The organism is Streptomyces sp. NPDC047315, from assembly GCF_040643215.1.
In the GTDB taxonomy this organism is placed as follows: Bacteria; Actinomycetota; Actinomycetes; order Streptomycetales; family Streptomycetaceae; genus Streptomyces.
In genome coordinates this window covers 1-16,872 of the sequence record NZ_JBEYTZ010000059.1, presented here as the reverse complement: position 1 = coordinate 16,872, position 16,872 = coordinate 1, and the positions used below count along the sequence as shown (strand labels likewise).

Annotated in this window: 12 protein-coding genes and 1 pseudogene; 5 read left to right on the top strand and 8 right to left on the bottom strand. The window is 72.9% G+C overall.

The annotated features are described in order from the left end of the window. The first annotated feature begins 14 nt into the window (after positions 1-14). A complete protein-coding gene (locus ABZ842_RS37060; protein ID WP_361547630.1) occupies positions 15-3,287 on the top strand; it encodes a BTAD domain-containing putative transcriptional regulator in 3,273 nt (1,090 codons plus the stop codon). A 427-nt stretch (positions 3,288-3,714) separates the two neighbouring features. On the opposite strand, the gene ABZ842_RS37055 is transcribed toward ABZ842_RS37060, so the two are convergent. Continuing rightward, a complete protein-coding gene (locus ABZ842_RS37055; protein ID WP_361547627.1) occupies positions 3,715-4,986 on the bottom strand; it encodes a glycosyl hydrolase family 28-related protein in 1,272 nt (423 codons plus the stop codon). 214 nt (positions 4,987-5,200) lie between these two features. After that, positions 5,201-5,755, bottom strand: a complete 555-nt coding sequence (locus tag ABZ842_RS37050; RefSeq protein WP_361547624.1) for a TetR/AcrR family transcriptional regulator — start codon at positions 5,753-5,755, stop codon at positions 5,201-5,203. A 120-nt stretch (positions 5,756-5,875) separates the two neighbouring features. Between ABZ842_RS37050 and ABZ842_RS37045 the strand changes: the two are divergent. Continuing rightward, positions 5,876-6,948: pseudogene (locus ABZ842_RS37045) on the top strand (MFS transporter). A 92-nt stretch (positions 6,949-7,040) separates the two neighbouring features. Here the strand turns inward: ABZ842_RS37045 and ABZ842_RS37040 are convergent. Continuing rightward, positions 7,041-8,282, bottom strand: coding sequence for a S8 family serine peptidase (locus ABZ842_RS37040; RefSeq protein WP_361547621.1), 1,242 nt, complete (start codon positions 8,280-8,282; stop codon positions 7,041-7,043). Between the two features lie 557 nt (positions 8,283-8,839). On the opposite strand from ABZ842_RS37040, the gene ABZ842_RS37035 reads away from it, so the two are divergent. Continuing rightward, positions 8,840-9,427, top strand: a complete 588-nt coding sequence (locus ABZ842_RS37035; protein ID WP_361547675.1) for a restriction endonuclease — start codon at positions 8,840-8,842, stop codon at positions 9,425-9,427. A gap of 50 nt (positions 9,428-9,477) precedes the next feature. On the opposite strand, the gene ABZ842_RS37030 is transcribed toward ABZ842_RS37035, so the two are convergent. The 3 genes from ABZ842_RS37030 to ABZ842_RS37020 form a co-directional block, all read right to left on the bottom strand. After that, positions 9,478-10,563 (bottom strand): hypothetical protein, encoded by a 1,086-nt coding sequence (locus ABZ842_RS37030; RefSeq protein WP_361547618.1) that lies wholly within the window; start codon positions 10,561-10,563, stop codon positions 9,478-9,480. Between the two features lie 191 nt (positions 10,564-10,754). Next, the gene (locus tag ABZ842_RS37025) at positions 10,755-11,969 is read right to left on the bottom strand and encodes a cytochrome P450 (protein WP_361547615.1); all 1,215 of its coding nucleotides are present in this window, start codon (positions 11,967-11,969) and stop codon (positions 10,755-10,757) included. A 185-nt stretch (positions 11,970-12,154) separates the two neighbouring features. Beyond that, positions 12,155-12,652, bottom strand: a complete 498-nt coding sequence (locus ABZ842_RS37020) for a transglycosylase SLT domain-containing protein (RefSeq protein ID WP_361547612.1) — start codon at positions 12,650-12,652, stop codon at positions 12,155-12,157. A gap of 711 nt (positions 12,653-13,363) precedes the next feature. Here ABZ842_RS37020 and ABZ842_RS37015 point away from each other — a divergent pair. Then, complete coding sequence (locus ABZ842_RS37015) at positions 13,364-14,566, top strand: cytochrome P450 (RefSeq protein ID WP_361547672.1); 1,203 nt, start codon at positions 13,364-13,366, stop codon at positions 14,564-14,566. Positions 14,567-14,612: 46 nt separating this feature from the next. Here the strand turns inward: ABZ842_RS37015 and ABZ842_RS37010 are convergent, their stop codons facing one another. Further along, positions 14,613-15,395 (bottom strand): class I SAM-dependent methyltransferase, encoded by a 783-nt coding sequence (locus ABZ842_RS37010; protein ID WP_361547609.1) that lies wholly within the window; start codon positions 15,393-15,395, stop codon positions 14,613-14,615. A 372-nt stretch (positions 15,396-15,767) separates the two neighbouring features. Between ABZ842_RS37010 and ABZ842_RS37005 the strand changes: the two genes are divergently transcribed. Continuing rightward, the gene (locus ABZ842_RS37005) at positions 15,768-16,130 is read left to right on the top strand and encodes a 7-cyano-7-deazaguanine synthase (protein WP_361547669.1); all 363 of its coding nucleotides are present in this window, start codon (positions 15,768-15,770) and stop codon (positions 16,128-16,130) included. Positions 16,131-16,380: 250 nt separating this feature from the next. On the opposite strand, the gene ABZ842_RS37000 is transcribed toward ABZ842_RS37005, so the two are convergent. Continuing rightward, on the bottom strand, positions 16,381-16,728 hold the full coding sequence (locus ABZ842_RS37000) for a 6-carboxytetrahydropterin synthase (RefSeq protein ID WP_361547606.1): 348 nt from the start codon (positions 16,726-16,728) through the stop codon (positions 16,381-16,383). Positions 16,729-16,872: the final 144 nt, after the last annotated feature.

Below are 16,872 nucleotides of genomic sequence, written 5' to 3'. Positions count from 1 at the left end.
GGGAGAGGGGCGGCGTGCACGGGGAGCTGGGACGGGAAACGGGGGCGGCCGGGACGTCGGGCATCGGGTTCGGCGTCCTCGGCGAGGTCACGGTCTGGGGTCCGGACGGCCGGCCGGTACGGGTCCCGGAGGTGAAGGTGCGGGCCCTGCTCGCCTCGCTGCTGGTCGACCCGGCCCGGCCCGTCGCCTCCCACCGCCTCGTCGACGACCTGTGGGGCGATCGCACGCCCGGCAATCCGCTGCGGGCGCTTCAGGCGAAGGTCTCGCAGCTGCGGCGGGTGCTGGAGGACGTCGAGCCGGGCGGCCGGGAGCTGGTGGCGTCCCGGGCGCCGGGCTATCAGCTGGTCGTCGACGCACTGGACGCCGACCGGTTCCGGACGCTGGTGGGGCGGGCCCGCGCGGAGGGCGACGCCGCACTGCGGGTCCGGCTGCTCGATGCGGCGTTGGAGCTGTGGCGGGGGCCCGCGTTCGCGGACTTCGCCGAAGAGCCGTTCGTACGGGCCGCGGCCCACCGGCTGGAAGAGGAGCGGCTGGCCGCCGTCGAGGACCGGGCCGAGGCGCGGCTCGACTGCGGCGAGCACGTGGCGGTCGCCGCCGAACTCGGGGAGCCGGTGGCCCGCCATCCGCTGCGCGAGCGGCTGCGGGCGGTGCAGTTGCGGGCGCTGTACCGCGGCGGGCGGCAGGGCGAGGCGCTGGCGGGGTACGAGTCGTTCCGGCGTCGCCTCTCGGACGAGTTGGGGCTCGATCCGGGCCCCGAACTGGTCGCCCTGCACGCGGCGATGCTGCGGCAGGACCCCGAGTTGGGTCCGCCGCCGCGACCGGAGCGCCAGGCGCCGCCCGCGGTACGGACGGACGCCCCCGCCCCGCAGGTGCCCCTGCCGCTGGACGACCTCGTCGGCCGTGCTGCGGCGGTCGAGGAGGTCTGCGGGCTGCTGGCGTCCCGTCGGCTGGTGACGCTCACCGGGCCGGGCGGCGTCGGCAAGACCCGGCTCGCGCTGGCGGTCGCGCACCGGATGGCCGACCGCTTCCCCGACGGCGCCCGGCTGGTCGAACTGGCGGGTGCCGGCGGGGACCTGGCGGAGGTCGTGGCCGCCGCGCTCGGGCTGCGCGACGACGGCGTGTGGGGCGCCCGGCCGCCGGGCTCCGCGGACGACCGGCTCGCGGCGGTGCTGCGGGGGCGTTCGATGCTGTTGGTCCTCGACAACTGCGAGCACGTGGTGGACCGGGCCGCCGCCCTGGTGGAGCGGCTGTTGCGGGAGGCCCCCGGGCTGGTCGTCCTCACCACCAGCCAGGAGTCCCTGGCGCTGGCGCCCGAGACGCTGTGGACTGTGCCGCCGCTGTCCGTCCAGGGCGCTGTGGAGCTCTTCGTGACCAGGGCCGCGGCCGGTGCACCCGGGTTCCGGCTGGACGAGGACAACCGGGCCGCCGTCGAGGCGGTCACCCGCCGGTTGGACGGTCTGCCGCTCGCCCTGGAGTTGGCCGCGACCCGGGTCCGCGCGCTCGGCGTGCACCGGCTGTTGAGCCTCCTCGACGACCGCTTCCGCGTGCTGAGCGCGGGGCGGCGGGGCGCGCCGGCCCGCCAGCAGACCCTGCGGGCGATGATCGACTGGAGTTGGGAGCTGCTGGGCGACCCCGAGCGGACGGTGCTGCGCAGACTGGCGCTGCACGCCGACGGCTACTCCCTCGAAGCGGTCGAGGCGGTGTGCGCGGGCGACGGGGTGGCGCAGGTCGACGTACTGGACCTGCTGGCCCGGCTGGTGGACCGCTCCCTGGTGCAGGTCGCGGGCGACGGCGCCCGGTACCGCCTGCTGGAGTCCGTGGCGGCGTACTGCCTGGAGCGGCTGCGGGAGGCCGGCGAGCTGGATGCCGTACGGACCCGGCACCTGGAGTACGACAGCCGGCTCGTCGAGACGGCGGCGCCGCTGCTGCGCGGCCCGGAGCAGTTGGCGTGGCTGACCCGGTTGGACGCGGAGAACGTCAACCTGCGCTGGGCCGTGGAGACGGCCGTCGTGGCGGGGGACGCGGAGCGGGCCCTGCGGCTCGTGGACGCGCTGTCGTGGTACTGGGTGCTGCGGGGGCGGCTCGCCGAGGCGCGTCGTTCCCTGGCGTACGTCCTGGACGCACCGGGCGGCCCGACGGCGCTGCGGGCCCGGGTCGCCGTGCTGCGCGCGGGGGTCGCGATCATGGCCGGGGACAGTGCGGAGCGCGCGGCGTGGATCACCGCGGTGCTGGACGGGACCGCGGCGGCCGGCGAACGGGGCGACGACGTCCCGGGTACGGCGCTCGCCCGGGCCCGCTGGTTCCTCGGGCACGCGCTCCAGGGCACCGGCGACGTGCTCGCGGGCGAGGCGCTGACCGGGCCGGCGCTCGACGGGTTCCGGGCGGCGGGCGACCGGTGGGGCGAGGCGGCAGCGCTCGCCGACCGTGCGATGCAGCGGTTGCTACGGGGTGACCTGACGGGCGCGCAGCAGGACGCGACCCGCGGCGCGGAGCTGTTCGACGACCTCGGCGACGCCTGCGGGAAGCTGTGGCTCGTCTTCCCCCTGACGGCGATCGCCGAGATCCACGGGGAGTACGCGACGGCCCGTCGCCTGCGGGAGGAGGGCCTGGCGACCGCGCGGCGCTTCGGGCTCTCCACGCAGACGCCCGAGCTGCTGTCGGGGCTCGGCCGACTCGCCCTCCTCACGGGCGACTTCGCGACCGCCCGCGACCACCACGAGCAGGCGCTGCGCGCCTCGGCCGCGCTGGACTTCCGCTCCGGCGAGATCAACGCCCTCATCGGGCTGGGCCTGGGCGCCCGCCGGGAGGGCGACCTCGACGCGGCGGAGCGCCACATGCAGGAGGTCCTCGACTGGCACCGGGAGGTCGGCCTGGAGGGTGGGAACGCGCTGATGCTCGCGGAACTCGGCTTCACCGCGGAGCTGCGCGGGGACGCGGCGCAGGCGCTGCGACGGCAGCGTGAGGGGTACGCGGTCGCCCGCACCACCGGCGACCTACGGGCGGTGGCGCTCGCCCTGGAAGGCCTGGCCTGCGCGCTGGCCCTGGCGGGCGCGGACGAGGCAACGGCGCTGCTCCTGGGCGCGGCACACGGCGCCCGCGCGTCGACGGGTGCGCCGCTGGCGGTGGCGGAGCGGGGTGACGTCGACCGCGCGCAGTCAACGGCGCGGTCCCGCCTTGGCGAGCCGGCTTTCGCCGCGACGTTCGCCCGGGGCGCGGCCCTGTCCCCCGAGTCGGCGCTGGCGTCCCCACCGGTCGTGAAGGCCCTCCACCCCCAAGGCGACGCGTAACGCCCCCGCGACCTACCCGCCGTAACTCCCAGGAACATTGGTCTCCGCGCCCCGGTGGTGGGTTGTTCGCGCAGTTCCGCCCCCTGTGCCCTGCGGGCCCGGGAAACCCCCAGCGCCCCTGGAGACCCGCGCCGTTACCTTGCGGGTGTGTTGGTCTGTGCGGGGCGCCCTAAGCCCTTACGCCCGGAGGGCGTAGGGCATCAGGGTCGCGGGGAACTGCGCGAGCAACCCACCACCGGCCCGCACAGACCAACGCACCCAAAGGGAAACGGCGCGGGTGTTCAGGGGCGCGGGGAACTGCGCGAACGACCCACCACCGGGCCGCACAGACCAACGCACCCGAAGGGCAGTCGGGCCGCTGCGGAGTGGACGGACTCGCGGGCAAGCCCCAGCAGGGGCCCCGCAACCGCGAGCTGCGACTCCGTCGCTAGCGCGACGGAGTCGCTTGTTGCGCACGCACCGACGCGTCCCTCGCCAGCACACCGCCCTCCTCCAGCACCCCGGCCACCACCCCCTCCAAGAATCCGCCGCTCACCGACGTGAAAAGACCGCTGGTGTTGCGGATCCCGTACGCGGGGGCCCGCTTGCCGTCGCCCGCGTCGTTCCAGCCCGTCGTGGCCACGAAACCCGCGGCGATCACCGGGGGATGGGGCGTCTTCACGGTTCCCGCGACCCGCAGGCCCGCGCCCCCGTCGGCGTCGTAGCGACCGTCGCGGCGGGCGTAGCAGCCCGTCATCAGGATGGGGCGGTTCGCCGCCTCGCGGGCGCTCAGGTGCCAGCCGTCGCCACCGTTGCGGTCGGTGGAGCAGCCGTTGTAGACGATGCCGTCGCTGTAGCGGTCGAGGTGGTAGCCGTGCTTGCGGTTGAAGACGCTGCGGCAGGAGGTGTACGTGACGTCGCCGGGCGCGTAGTGGTAGAAGCCGGTGTCGCACTCGCCGGCGAGGCAGTCGGTGAGCTGTGCGTCCGTCAGCGGCTCCAGGTGGAAGCCGTTCGCGCCGGGCTTCAGGTTCCAGCACGTCACTTCGTTCAGGCGCCAGCCCTTGGGAAAGTAGCCCTTGCCGTCGGCGCGGGTGACGCGGCTCGCGTAGACGCCGTGGCCGGAGAACTGCCAGAAGGTGCAGCGGTCGATGCGCAGGTCGCGGACGAGTCCGCTGGCGTGCAGCCCGTGGACGCCGCCCTTCTGGGACACGCCGTTCAGCGCCAGGTCCACCAACCGGACGCCGTCGACGTCCGTTTCGTCGCCCCGCTCGCTGCGGTCCTCGATCCGCAGCAGCGCGGGGCCGGTGAAGGACTCGTACATGGGCTTGATGCAGGACGGCGCGGCCGTCTCGTACGGCCAGCGGCCCGCGTGGGTGCCGCGGACGGTGATGTTGCGGCGGCGGATGTGCAGCGTGCGCGTCGTCTTGTACTTGCCCGTCGGCACGTACACCGTGCCGCCCTCCGGGCAGGCGTCGAAGGCCCGTTGGAGCGCTGCGCCGTCGTCGGATATGTCGTCGCCCTTGGCCCCGTAGGGCGCGGCGGTCACGTCGATCCACGCCGCACCGCCCGCGGTCGGGGCCGCGCCCGGCGCGGCGTGCGCGGCCCCGCCCTGGGTCACGGCGACCGCGGGGACCGCCGCCGCGGCGGTGCCGGCGAGCAGTGCGGCCCGGCGGCTGAAGACGTTCTCCTGCTGGCGGCGGTGGCGTTCGGTGTGGGGCATGGGGCGGGCTCTCTCCTCGGACGGCATGCGAAAAACGGCACGACCGGGGTGGCGCAGCATCCGCACGGGTCGTCCGCCCGAAGATCATCGGGCACGGGTCAACCGGGCGACAACAGGAAGTCGTGATCCCGGGACCGGGTCCCGTGACCGCGCCGTGCGCTCGCGGGCGTCGATCACCGCGTGACGGTCTGCGCGTGAGGTCCACTCCCGACGATCACCGCGCGGCGGCCGGCCCCAGGGCGTCGAGCGCGCTGTCGACGACGTCCAGCAGCGCCTCGCGCTCGCGGTGGATCCGGACCAGCACCCGCAGACCGTAGTACGTGCTCATCACCCGGCGCGCGAGGACGACCGGGTAGCCGTCCCGGGCGAACTCCCCCACGGCCTGCCCTTCGGCGACGGTCTCGTGCAGGGCCTCTTCCACCGCGCCGAAGTGCCGGGCCAACTCGGCGTCGATGTCCGGGTCGCTGTGGCCCATCCCGATGAGCGCGTTGATGGAGAAGCAGCCGGCGGGCCCGCCGCCAGCGGGGGCGAGGTCGAGGTCGACGGCGTCGGCCATCAGCTCCCGGATCCGGGCCCGGGGCGACCCCGCGGCGCGCAGCGCCGCCGTCTGCGCTGCGGTCCGGGTGTCGAAGTACTGACGCAGGGCGCGCAGATACAGCTGCCGCTTGTCGCCGAAGGTGTTGTACAGGCTGGACGGCCCGATGCCGGTGCTCTCGCTGAGGTCGCGCGTGGAGGTCGCCCGGTATCCGCGGCGCCAGAAGGCGTCCATGGCCGAGCCGACCGCACGGGCTTCGTCGAACTTCCGGAGCCCAGCCCTCGGCCTTGTTGCCGGGCGTGCCGGCCCGCTGTTTCGGCTGTCCCGCCCCACCCGCACCCCGGAGGAACACCCATGCCATTGGCCGTCTACGTCCTCGGACTGGGCATCTTCACCCAGGGGACCTCGGAGTTCATGCTCTCCGGGCTGCTCCCCGACATGGCCGACGACCTCGGCGTCTCCATACCCGACGCCGGTCTGCTCATCTCCGCCTTCGCGATCGGCATGGTCGTCGGCGCGCCACTGCTCGCCGTCGCCACGCTGCGCTGGCCGCGTCGCACCGCACTCGTGGCGCTCCAGACCGTCTTCATCGCCGCGCACGCGGTGGGCGCACTCGCACCCGGATACGGGCTCGTCTTCGCCACCCGCGTCGTCAGCGCACTGGCCTACGCCGGCTTCTGGGGCGTGGCGGTGGCCACCGCCGTGGCCCTGGTCCCCTCGAACGCCAAGGGCAAGGCGGTGGCGGTGGTCGCCGCCGGGCGCGGGCGATGGCCCGGCCGCAGCTCTGGCTCTCGTACGCCGTCACCGCGTTCGCCTTCGGGGCCGTGATCGTCACCTTCAGCTATCTCGCCTCCCTGCTCACGGAGGTGAGCGGGCTGTCTGAGGGCTGGGTGCCCGCGGCCCTCGCCCTGTTCGGCGTCGGCGGGCTGATCGGGATGACCGTCGGCGGGCGGTTGGCCGAGACGCACGGGGTCCGCACCCTGGTTGCCGGGCTCGCCGCGCTCGTCGTGGCGTCCGCGCTGCTCGCCCTCACGGCCCGACACATCACCGTCACGGTGGCCTTGGTCTTCGTCCTCGGGCTGGCGGGGTACGTCACCAACCCCGCGCTCCAGTCGCGTGTGTTCACCCTCGCCCCCGGTGCCCCGACGCTGGTCGGGGCCACGAACACCGCGGCGTTCGACATCGGCAACACCGTGGCGCCGGCGCTGGGTGCAGCGACGATCGGGGCGGGCTGGGGTTACCCCTCGGTCGCCTGGGTGGGCGCCGCCCTCGGCCTCGCCGGGCTGGCCTGTGCGGTGTGGGCGGGCCGGTTGGAGCGGCGGGACGCGCGGGCCGCCGCCCGCATGGTCGTCGCGTCCGCACCCGCGGCGTCGGCCTCCGTCTCACCCGTCACCACCGTCGGCGCTCCCGTACGCCACGGCGGCTGACCCTCTTTCCCCACGACGGCACGGACGTGGCCGGCGACCGCTGCGGGCAGTCGCCGGCCACGTCCAGATCGTGGTGCGGCGGGGCGGCGGCGTCAGCCGGTGACGTTCAGCAGACGGTTCGGCGAACCGGTGCCCGGGTTGGTGACGACGCCCGTGCTGGCGGCGGCGATCAGGCCCGAGGCGACCTGGGCGGGCGATGACGACGGGTTCGCGCCCAGGTAGATCGCCGCGGCGCCGGCGACGTGCGGGGACGCCATCGACGTGCCCGAGATGGAGTTCGTCGCCGTGTCGCTGGTGTGCCAGGCGGACGGAATGGCGGAGCCGGGGGCGAACAGGTCCAGCACGGAGCCGTAGTTGGAGAAGCTGGAGCGGGCGTCCGTGTTCGTGGTGGAGCCCACGGTCAGGGCTTCGGTCACCCGCGCCGGCGAGTAGTTCGCCGCGTTGGCGTTGCTGTTGCCGGCCGCGACGGCGAAGGTCACACCGGCGGCGATGGCCCGGCGCACCGCGCTGTCGATGGTGGTGTTCGCGCCACCGCCCAGGCTCATGTTGGCGACGGCCGGCTTCACCGCGTTGCGGGCCACCCAGTCCACGCCGGCGACGACCTGCGCGGTGGTACCGGACCCGCTGTTGTTGAGGACGCGGACGGCGACTATCTTCGCCTTCTTGGCCACGCCGTACGACGTGCCGGCGACCGTGCCCGCCACGTGGGTGCCGTGCCCGTTGCCGTCCTGCGCGACGTTGTCGTTGTCCACGGCGTCGTAGCCGTTGACGGCGCGACCGCCGAAGTCGCGGTGGGAGATCCGCACGCCGGTGTCGATGACGTACGCGGTCACGCCCTGCCCCGCCGAGTCCGGGTAGGTGTAGCGCTGGTCGAGCGGCAGCCGCTTCTGGTCGATCCGGTCCAGGCCCCACGACGGCGGGTTGGTCTGGGTGGCCTGGATGCTCACGGTCTGGTCCTGCGCCACGGCGGCGACCGCGGGATCGGCGGCCAGCTTCTTCGCCTGCGCCTCCGAGACTCTGACCGCGTAGCCGTTCAGCGCGGTGCTGTACGTGCGCTCGATCTTCGCGCCGTACTTCTTCGCGAGCGCCTTGCCCTCGGCAGAGGCGGACCGCACTCCGCCGTCGCGCAGGGTCACGATGTAGCTGCCCTTGACGGCGCCGGGTGCTCCGGCGTCCACGATCCGGCCTTCGCGCTGCGGTTCGGGCGCGGCGGTCGCGGGGAGCGCGGTCACGAGGCCCAGGGTGAGGGCGCCCGCGAGGGCCGCGCCGAGAGGAGAGAGCTTGCGCCGCGAACGGCCCGCGGTCTGCGGTCCGTTGTGCTGCGTCACTGCCATCTGAGGGTTCCTCCTCGTTGATGGTGCGCTGGTGGGGGGAGTGCGAACGGATCCGGGCTCGGCTGCCCGGGGCCGTCCGCGGGCGCGTCGGAACGCACCCCATACAAGTCAGGAGCATGTCAACTTCTGCTGCCGCACCAAAGATTGACGGGAGTTCGCGCAATCCACAAGAGGGCACCCCCGTTGCAGCCGTTCGTCGCGATCACCGCCGCCGAATCCGGCCACGGGCCCACTTTCCGTCAACGATCCCCAAGTCCTGTGTGCGCGGGGGCGGGTTCCCGCTACACAGGAGTCCCGGGTGGGCGGCGATGGGTCCGGCGCGAATTCAGCGCTCGCTCGGGGTTGGTCCGGGGCGAGGGGAACGATGTGAGGGGAACGGGTGTGAGGTACGCAAGGAGGCGTCGGTGAGCGCGCGCCGCCCCGCTCGGCGGCGCCCGCAGGGCCACCGGCCGCGCACCCGGCCGCGGTCCAGGAGTCGGGGCCGCGGCCGGGTCCGGCGCGGAAGCGCATCGGGCGGACTCCTCCTGTGGTGCGTGGTGCTCGTCTCCGCCGTCAGCGTGCTGGTGGCCGTGGCGCGTTGGCTCGCCGACCGCCCCGTGGTGATCGCCGTCCTGCTCGCCGCCGCCGTGGTGGCGGGCGTCGTCTGGGTGCGGCGTCGACGTGAGAACGAACGCTGGGAACGGGTCCGACAGCTAGGGCTGCGCTACGCCCTGCCGCAGATCGACGCCCTGCACCACAGCCAGTTCGAGGACGCCGTGAGGGACCTGATGCGCCGGGACGGCTGCGCCGACGCGATCCGCGTGGGCGGGGCCGGCGACAACGGCGCCGACGTCAAGGCCACCGACCCCTTCGGTCGGCTGTGGGTGCTCCAGTGCAAGCACCGCAGGGCCGGCCTCAAGGGGTCCGCGGTCGGCACGCCCGATCTGCACGTCCTCAACGGCACGGGGCGTCCGGTCCACCAAGGCGACGTCGTCGTCATGGTCACCAACGGCCGCATCACGGCCAAGGCCGTCGAGTTCGCCCGCTCCCAACGGCTCCACCTCGTGGACCGCCACCTCCTCGGCGAGTGGGCCGCCGGCTCGACCCCGCTGTGGGAACTCCTCCGATCCCTGCCGCCGCCCCGCCGCCCGACTCCCCTGTCCTGACGCCGACCGGCACCACAGGTGGGTGTGGGGCCGGTCGAATGCCGGAACGGTCAGAAGAAGCGGCGGACGAAGACGTCGGACTTCCCGTTGGTGTCGCCGGGGACGACACCGTCGGCCGCGGACTGGAAGACCACGTCGCGACCGCCGGCGCTGACCGAGTCGACCTCGGCCGTGGCAGGCTGGTCGGAGACGGTCTCGTCGGCGCCCGTCTGGAGGTCGCGCAGGACGAGCGACGGTCCGCCCGTGGCGTTCGGCGCGTACAGCAGGTAGCGGCCGGTGGGGTCGATGGCCACGCCCGTCACGTTCGGCACCAGTTGGGCGCTGCCCGAGCTGACGTCGTGGACGTAGGTGTCGGAGCCCGAGAGGTACACGACCTTCCTGCCGTCGTCGCTGAGCTGGACGAGCGACGCGCTCTTGGAAGGGCCTTCGAGCGGCGCTGAAGTGGTGCCGGTGGTCCGGTCCCACAGGTGGACGCCCTCGTTCTGGTACGCGAGGTCCTGGTAGGCGACGTAGCGGCCGTCGCCGCTGATGGACGGCCGGGCCGGAGCCCCGCCGCTCAGGGACGCGATGGTTTCGAAACCGCCGTTGCGGTCGGCGACCACGACGTGCCGGGCCAGTTGCGGGTAGCGCAGGACGCCGTAGGCGAGGTGGCGGCCGTCCGCACTCAGCGACGGCTGGTTGCAGCGGTTGCAGGTGACGGGAAGGACGCCCAGGTCCAACGAATGCTGTTGGATCCGCTCGGGGGTCATCCCCTGCCGGGGAGCATTGGCGGCGACCTGCTTCCCGTCACCGCTGATCGTCGGGGTCCAGCCCTCGACGACGGGTTCCGTCCTGGTCTGCCCCGCCCGCCGGTCGAGGACGTACACCTCGTTGCCGGCTTGCCCAGGGCCGTTCTTCAACGACTTGAAGACGACGCTGCGGCCGTCGGGCGTGATCGAGGCGGCACCGTAGCCCTCGTCGGTCGCCACGCTGATCCGCTCGACGCCGACGCTGAGGCCGCCCGTCGCCACCGTCGGCCCCGGTGTGGCGGCCGTGGCGGCCGTGGGCGCCAGGGTGGTGACCGCGCAGACGGCGACCACCGCGCTCAGGGCCGCCCGTACACGTCTCGTGGTGCTCCGGTTCGCGATTCCCCTCATCTTCCCCCCAGGAAGAACACGGTTTCTCCTCCAGATCTCCACTGGAGGACCGTGAAGCATGCAACCGCGGAGGCGCCGCGGCGTCAATGCGGCACCTGACGCATGCACGACATCCCGTCACTTCGCCTGGGACCTGTTGACTCCGCGACCGCGGCGCCACGTGGAGACGAGATCCTGGGCGGCCCTGTCGCTCACCAGTCCACGGGCAGTTCGCGCAGTCCGTTCACCAACCGGTCCTCCCGCCACGTGAGCGCCGCCGGGTCCGTCGCCGGCCTCAGGTCCGGGAGGCGTCGCAGCAGGGTGCCGATGGCGACTTCCAACTCGGCGCGGGCCAGTGCCGCGCCCAGGCACGCGTGCGGGCCGTGGCCGAAAGCCAGGTGGCCGCTGGGGGCGCGCCGGATGTCGAAGCGGTCGGGGGCGGCGAAGCGTGCGGCGTCCCGGTTGGCGGCGAAGGGCAGCGGCATCACGCCGTCGCCGCGGCGGATCGACCGCCCGCCGAGTTCGAGGTCGCCGCGGGCCACCAGGACCAGGAAGAACATGCTCGGCGGCTGGTACCGCAGGATCTCCTCGACCGCGCGCGGCAGCAGCCGGGGATCCGCGCGCAGCTCCGCGAGCTGCTCCGGGTGCTGGAACAGCCGCCACATGCCCGCGCCGATGGCGTTCACCGTCGTCTCGTACCCGCCGATGAGGACGGTCTGAGCGAGCCGTACGACCTCGGCGTCCGTCAGCGGGTCGGCCGGGTCCTGCGCCGCCAGCCAGCCGCTGATGACGTCGCCGCCGGGTGCCGCCCGGCGCGCCGCCACCAGCGAGCCCAGATAGGCGTGGAGGTGCGCGCGGGCGTCCTCCTGTTCCTGCGGGGCGATGCCGACGAGGGTGACGATCCGGTCGGACCAGGCCGTGAAGCGGGCCCGGTCCTGCGGCGGGACGCCGAACAGCTCGGAGATGACGGTGATCGGCAGCGGGTACGCCAGGTGCGCCACCAGGTCGGCGGGCGGCCCGTCGCGGACCATGCCGTCCAGCATTTCGTCGGTGAGCTGCTGGATGCGCTCGCGCAGCCCGGCGATCCTGCGCGCGGTGAAGGGGCGCGCCGCCAGCTTGCGGATCTGCGCGTGGACGGCGCCCTCCGACTGGAGGGTGCGGTGCCCCGGCCGGTATCCGCCGATCGGGACGGAGCCGGCCTTCGGGTCGCCCTCCTGGACGTCCCGGGAGAGCAGCGGGTGGTTCAGCGCGGTGCGCACCTCGTCGTACCCGGTCACCAGCCAGACCGGGTCGCCGCTGGGCAGCCGCACCCGCGCCACCGGGTCCCCGGGTAACGGCGCGGGATCGCCGGCGTACCCCTCGCCCGGGTAGTCGGTCAGGGAGGTGGCACTGGTGTCCCCGTCGGTTCCGGCGTCGATCCTCGGCACGGTCCTCCTCCTTCGCCTCGCTTCGGTCCTCGCCTCTCCCCCGTTCCGCTTCACGTACGGAGTCGGACGCGGGTTCGATGTCGTCGGGAGGAAGTGAGCCGCGCCACCGTCGAGGCCGCTGTCCGCTGCTGGCGGCGCCCGTGGGGTCGCCGCCGGCGGATCCGGCGGATCAGCAGGGGGACGGCTCAGTAGGCGCCGAAGACGTTGTCGATCGAGCCGTAGCGGTCGGCGGCGTAGTTGGCCGCGGCCACGATGTTGGCGACCGGGTGGAAGGGGTCCTTCGGGGTGCCGGCGACGTGGTACGCCGTGAAGGTCGGGTCGATGACCTGGAGCAGGCCCTTCGACGGGGTCCCGTTGACCGCGTTGATGTCCCAGTTGTTGATGGCCAGCGGGTTGCCGCTGGACTCGCGCATGATGTTGCGGTGCAGGCCGTCGTAGGTGCCGGGGATGCCGTTGGCGGCCATGACGTCCAGGGCCTCCATGATCCAACCGTCCAGGTTGTTCGGGTACGCCGTGGCGACGGCGCTGGCCGTGGAGGCCGGGGCGGCGGTGGTGGTGGCGGCCGATGCCGTACCGGGCACGAGGGAGAGCGCGAGCGCTGCGGCGCCGGCGACGGCGAGCCCTCCGGTGGTGACCTTGCGGGCCGCGAGCGGGCGGCGGAAGCGCAGACGGGTAGTGGACATGCCGAAGCACCCTTCGAGTGGGGAGGCCGCGCACGGACAGGAGCTGCGATGCGCTCCAGTGGCGGCGGTGCGCCAGATTCTTAACGGCAGCGGGAAAGCCTGACAACGACCTCTTTGCTAAGCGCGATAGTGGGTGCGTCGGCGGGCGACCTGGCACCAGTCCCCGTCCGCACGGCACGCGCCCGGGCTCTATTCCACTAAGCGGCCTCGTAAGTGATGTGCGTCCCATCACGGTTGCATCACGGAATAAAGGTCCATCGAGCGCCAAACTCTCCCGACCTGACCGCCAACACCCGCTTTCACTCATGAATTAGAGGAAAAGTCACTATTTGTCCGAGTTTCCATGGCGCGACGCCCGCACAGCGAGGCCCAGACGTCGCCGCGACAACGAAAGTCGGTGGCGCCAAACATGGCACCACAATCACCGACGGCAGCTTGGAATGCCCAGGAAGCGACACCACCAACAGGCGGCGAAGTCCCCATTGAGCGACCCCAGGACCCAAGAATGAGGAAACTAGCAGGCCGGCGCCATGGTGGCATCACTTGGATGACATCGGTGCCACATTGATCTAGCATGGCACCTCGATGGCACTAGATCCGCGTGCTCGATCTTCGCTGCACCGTTGCGTTCACCGCGCCGGTAGCCGCCTTCCGACCCCATATAGGAGGACACGCGTGCACGACGAAGCGCCGACGAGGACCACCGACCCACTGGGGGAAGCGAGCCCCCTGCCCGGCTTACCGGTCAACCGCCCTCCGGGCTGCCCCTTCGACCCGCCCGCCGAGCTGGCACGCCACCGCGAAGAGCAACCGCTGCGCCGGATGACCTACCCCGACGGACACCTCGGCTGGCTGGCCACGGGCTACTCCACGGTCCGCGCGATCCTCGGCGACCAGCGGTTCAGTTCACGGTACGAGCTGATCCACTTCCCGCTGCCGGGCCCGTACGAGGACGGCCTCCCGCCGGCGGCACTGGGCGACTTGACGGGCATCGACGCCCCCGAACACACCCGCTACCGCAAGCTGCTCGCCGGCAAGTTCACGGTACGGCGGATGAGCCAACTGACCGACCGCGTCGAGGAGATCACCGCGGCGCAGCTGGACTTCATGGAGCGCGAGGGACCCGCCGTCGACCTGGTGCGAACGTTCGCTCAACCCGTGCCCGCGCTGGTGATCTGCGAGCTGTTGGGCGTCCCGACCTCCGATCGGGAGCTCCTCCAGGGCCACACCTTGCCGCTGATGGACCTGTCCGCCAGCGACGAGGAGCGCACCACCTCCTACCTCGCGCTCCAGGAGTACGTCCGGGCACTGGTCCTCAGCAAGCGCGCCGAGCCGACCGACGACGTGCTCAGCGATCTGACCACCAGCGACCTGACGGACGACGAACTCGCCGGCGTCGCGGGCTTCCTCCTGGCGGCCGGCCTCGACACCACCGCCAACATGATCGCGCACGGCACCTTCGCCCTGCTGTGCCACCCGGAGCAACTCGCCGCCCTGCGCGGCGATCCGGACCTCGTGGACGGTGCGGTCGAGGAGTTGATGCGCTATCTGACCATCGCGCAGACGGGGGTGCGGGCCGCCCTGGAGGACGTACGGCTGGGCGGGCACCTGATCAAGGCCGGGGAGTCCGTCACCCTCTCCGTCGAGGCGGCCAACCGCGACCCCGAGCGCTTCCCCGAGCCCGACGCTCTCGACCTGCGCCGCGCGGCCGGCGGGCACCTGGGCTTCGGCCACGGCATCCACCAGTGCCTGGGACAGCAACTGGCCCGGGTGGAGATGCGCGTCGCCATCCCGGCGCTGCTGACCCGCTTCCCGACGCTGCGACTGGCTGTGCCGGCGAAGGACGTGCCGATGCGCGACCACACCAACATCTACGGGGTCAACGAACTCCCCGTCACCTGGGGAGCGGGGTAGCAACGCGGCGGACCGGTGGGCGGGGGCACGGGGCTCCGCCCACCGGTCAGCCCTTCCTCGCCTCGATGAGGAAGCGCTGGGAGTGGGCGACGAAGGGCCCGTGGCGCCGTGTGAAGTCGTGGAGTTCCGCCAGCCGGTCGCGGTACTCGTCCACCGTGAAGCCCGGCACGATCCAGATGACCTTCCGCAGGAAGTGCACCACCGCCGCGACGTCGTGGAACTCCATCCGCAGCGCTTCTTGACGCACGGTCACCACCTCAAGCCCCGCCGCCTCCGCCACGGCGACGGTGGCCATCGCGCTCGTCCCGGCCGAGGTCGCGAATTCGGGAAGGGGCCGGTGGGGCGCCACGGCGCCCGGCCCCATCATGAAGTCGGTCAACTCGCGCACGCTGCCCGGTCCCACCTGCTGGGAGAGGTACGAGCCGGTCGGACGCAGCACCCGGTGGACCTCGTCCCAGCGGGTGGCCACCGGGTGCCGGCTCACCACCAGGTCGAAGTGGTCGGAGGGGAACGGCAGGTCGGCCGGGTCCTCGACCTCAACCACCGTGCCGCCGCGCTCCGCCAGTCGGCGTCGGGCGATGTCCACGTTCGGCGGCCAGGACTCCGTCGCCCTCAGGGTCGGCGGCGTGACGGGCACCGAGGCGAGCACTTCGCCCCCGCCGGTCTGGACGTCAAGCGCCGCATCCGCCCGTGCCATCCGTTCCGCGAGCAGTCCCGCGTACCCCCAGGACGGGCGTTCCTCGGTCGCGCGTCCGTCGAACCAGGAGAAGTCCCAGCCCTCCGTGGGGACAGCCGCGCCTTCGGCTACGAGATCTTCGAAGCTAGACATGGACCGAGCATGCCGGACGACACGGGCGGCGGTCATCCGGATTCCCGAGGTGAACCGGTTCACCGACGGCTGCATTAACACAAGCGCGTGTGTCGCGCCAGGTGGCAGCGCCACCTCCCGCCGCGGAGGCCGTTCGGAGAAGACGGCACCCCGGGGGACGAGAGATCGCCTGACCGGCCGTCGAGCGCACGACGGGGAAGAATCCACTCCGTGGACAAGGGACGGCGCGGCGCACCTCTCGGCCTAGCAGGCCCCGCGTCTCGGTGCCCGTCCGTGATGTGCGCGCCCCGCCCCGGCCCCGAGCATGAGCGGCACGCACCCCACGTCGTACGCCCGACTCCGTAGCTCCGAAAGGCACCCGCCTTGACCGCAGTGACAGGGAAGCCCGACTCCGTCGACTCGACCGCGGTCGTGGTCGTGCTGTCGGGAGGCATGGACTCCACCACCCTGATGACGCACCACGCGGCCCTGCGCCACGAACTGGTCGCGGTGACCGTGGACTACGGGCAGCGGCACCGCCAGGAGATCGACGCCGCCCGTCGGATCGCCGCCCACGGCACCCGGCTGGGCGCTCCGCTGGAGCACAGTTGGTCCTGCTACAAGGCCGGCGAGGTGCACTGCGGGACCTGCGGCACCTGCGGCACCTGCTACGAGCGGCGCGAAGCCTTCCAGGAGGCGGGCGTCGCCGACCCCACCCGGTACGTCGACGGCGTCACGCAGTTCAGCGCACCCTGAACGACCCGCGTCCTTGCACGAGGAGACACGGACGCGCTCGGGCCGGTCCGTCCTGCTCGAAGCGCGCCGTGGAAGACGGAAGAGGTCATCAGCGCGGGCGTGTGGATGCCCCGCCGAGGGGCCCTCGCCCTGCACGGTCCTCAAGTGGGGCCGAAGATCTCGTTCACGACGAGCTTCGGTTCCACGGCGCGACCACCCCCTCCCCCGTGTCCGCCGGGGCGCCCCTCGGCGTTCACGGGCGGTACTCCGCTCACGTCTTGGGGGTCTCGCTGACGCGCACCGAACTGAGTTCGGGGTACTCGTCGCTCCAGCGCTCGTACAGCCAGCGCGCCAGGTTCTCGGCGGAGGGGTCGTGGTCCCCGAGCACGTCGTTGAGGTGTCGGTGGTCGACCCGGCCGTCCAGCCACCGGCCGAACGCTGACAGGTCGCCGTGGTCGCGCACGAAACCGGTCGCGTCCAGGCCGTCCGCCGCGGCGCTCAGCTCCAGCTCGACGACGTAGTGGTGGCCGTGCAGCCGACCGCAGGGGCGGTCCTGCGGCAGCCCGTCCAGCCGGTGGCTGGCGGAGAAGTGGAATTCCTTGCTGATCCGAATAGACATCGTTGACCTCCTCGCTCCATCGTCACGAGGCGGCCAGGGCGGGACATCACGGCCGTGGCCGAGGCAGCGGGGGCCCGCGGTCCGAAGGCCCGCGCGGCCTTCCCGCAGGTGCGCCGGCGCCCGGCCGGGGGCTTCGGTGTCCCC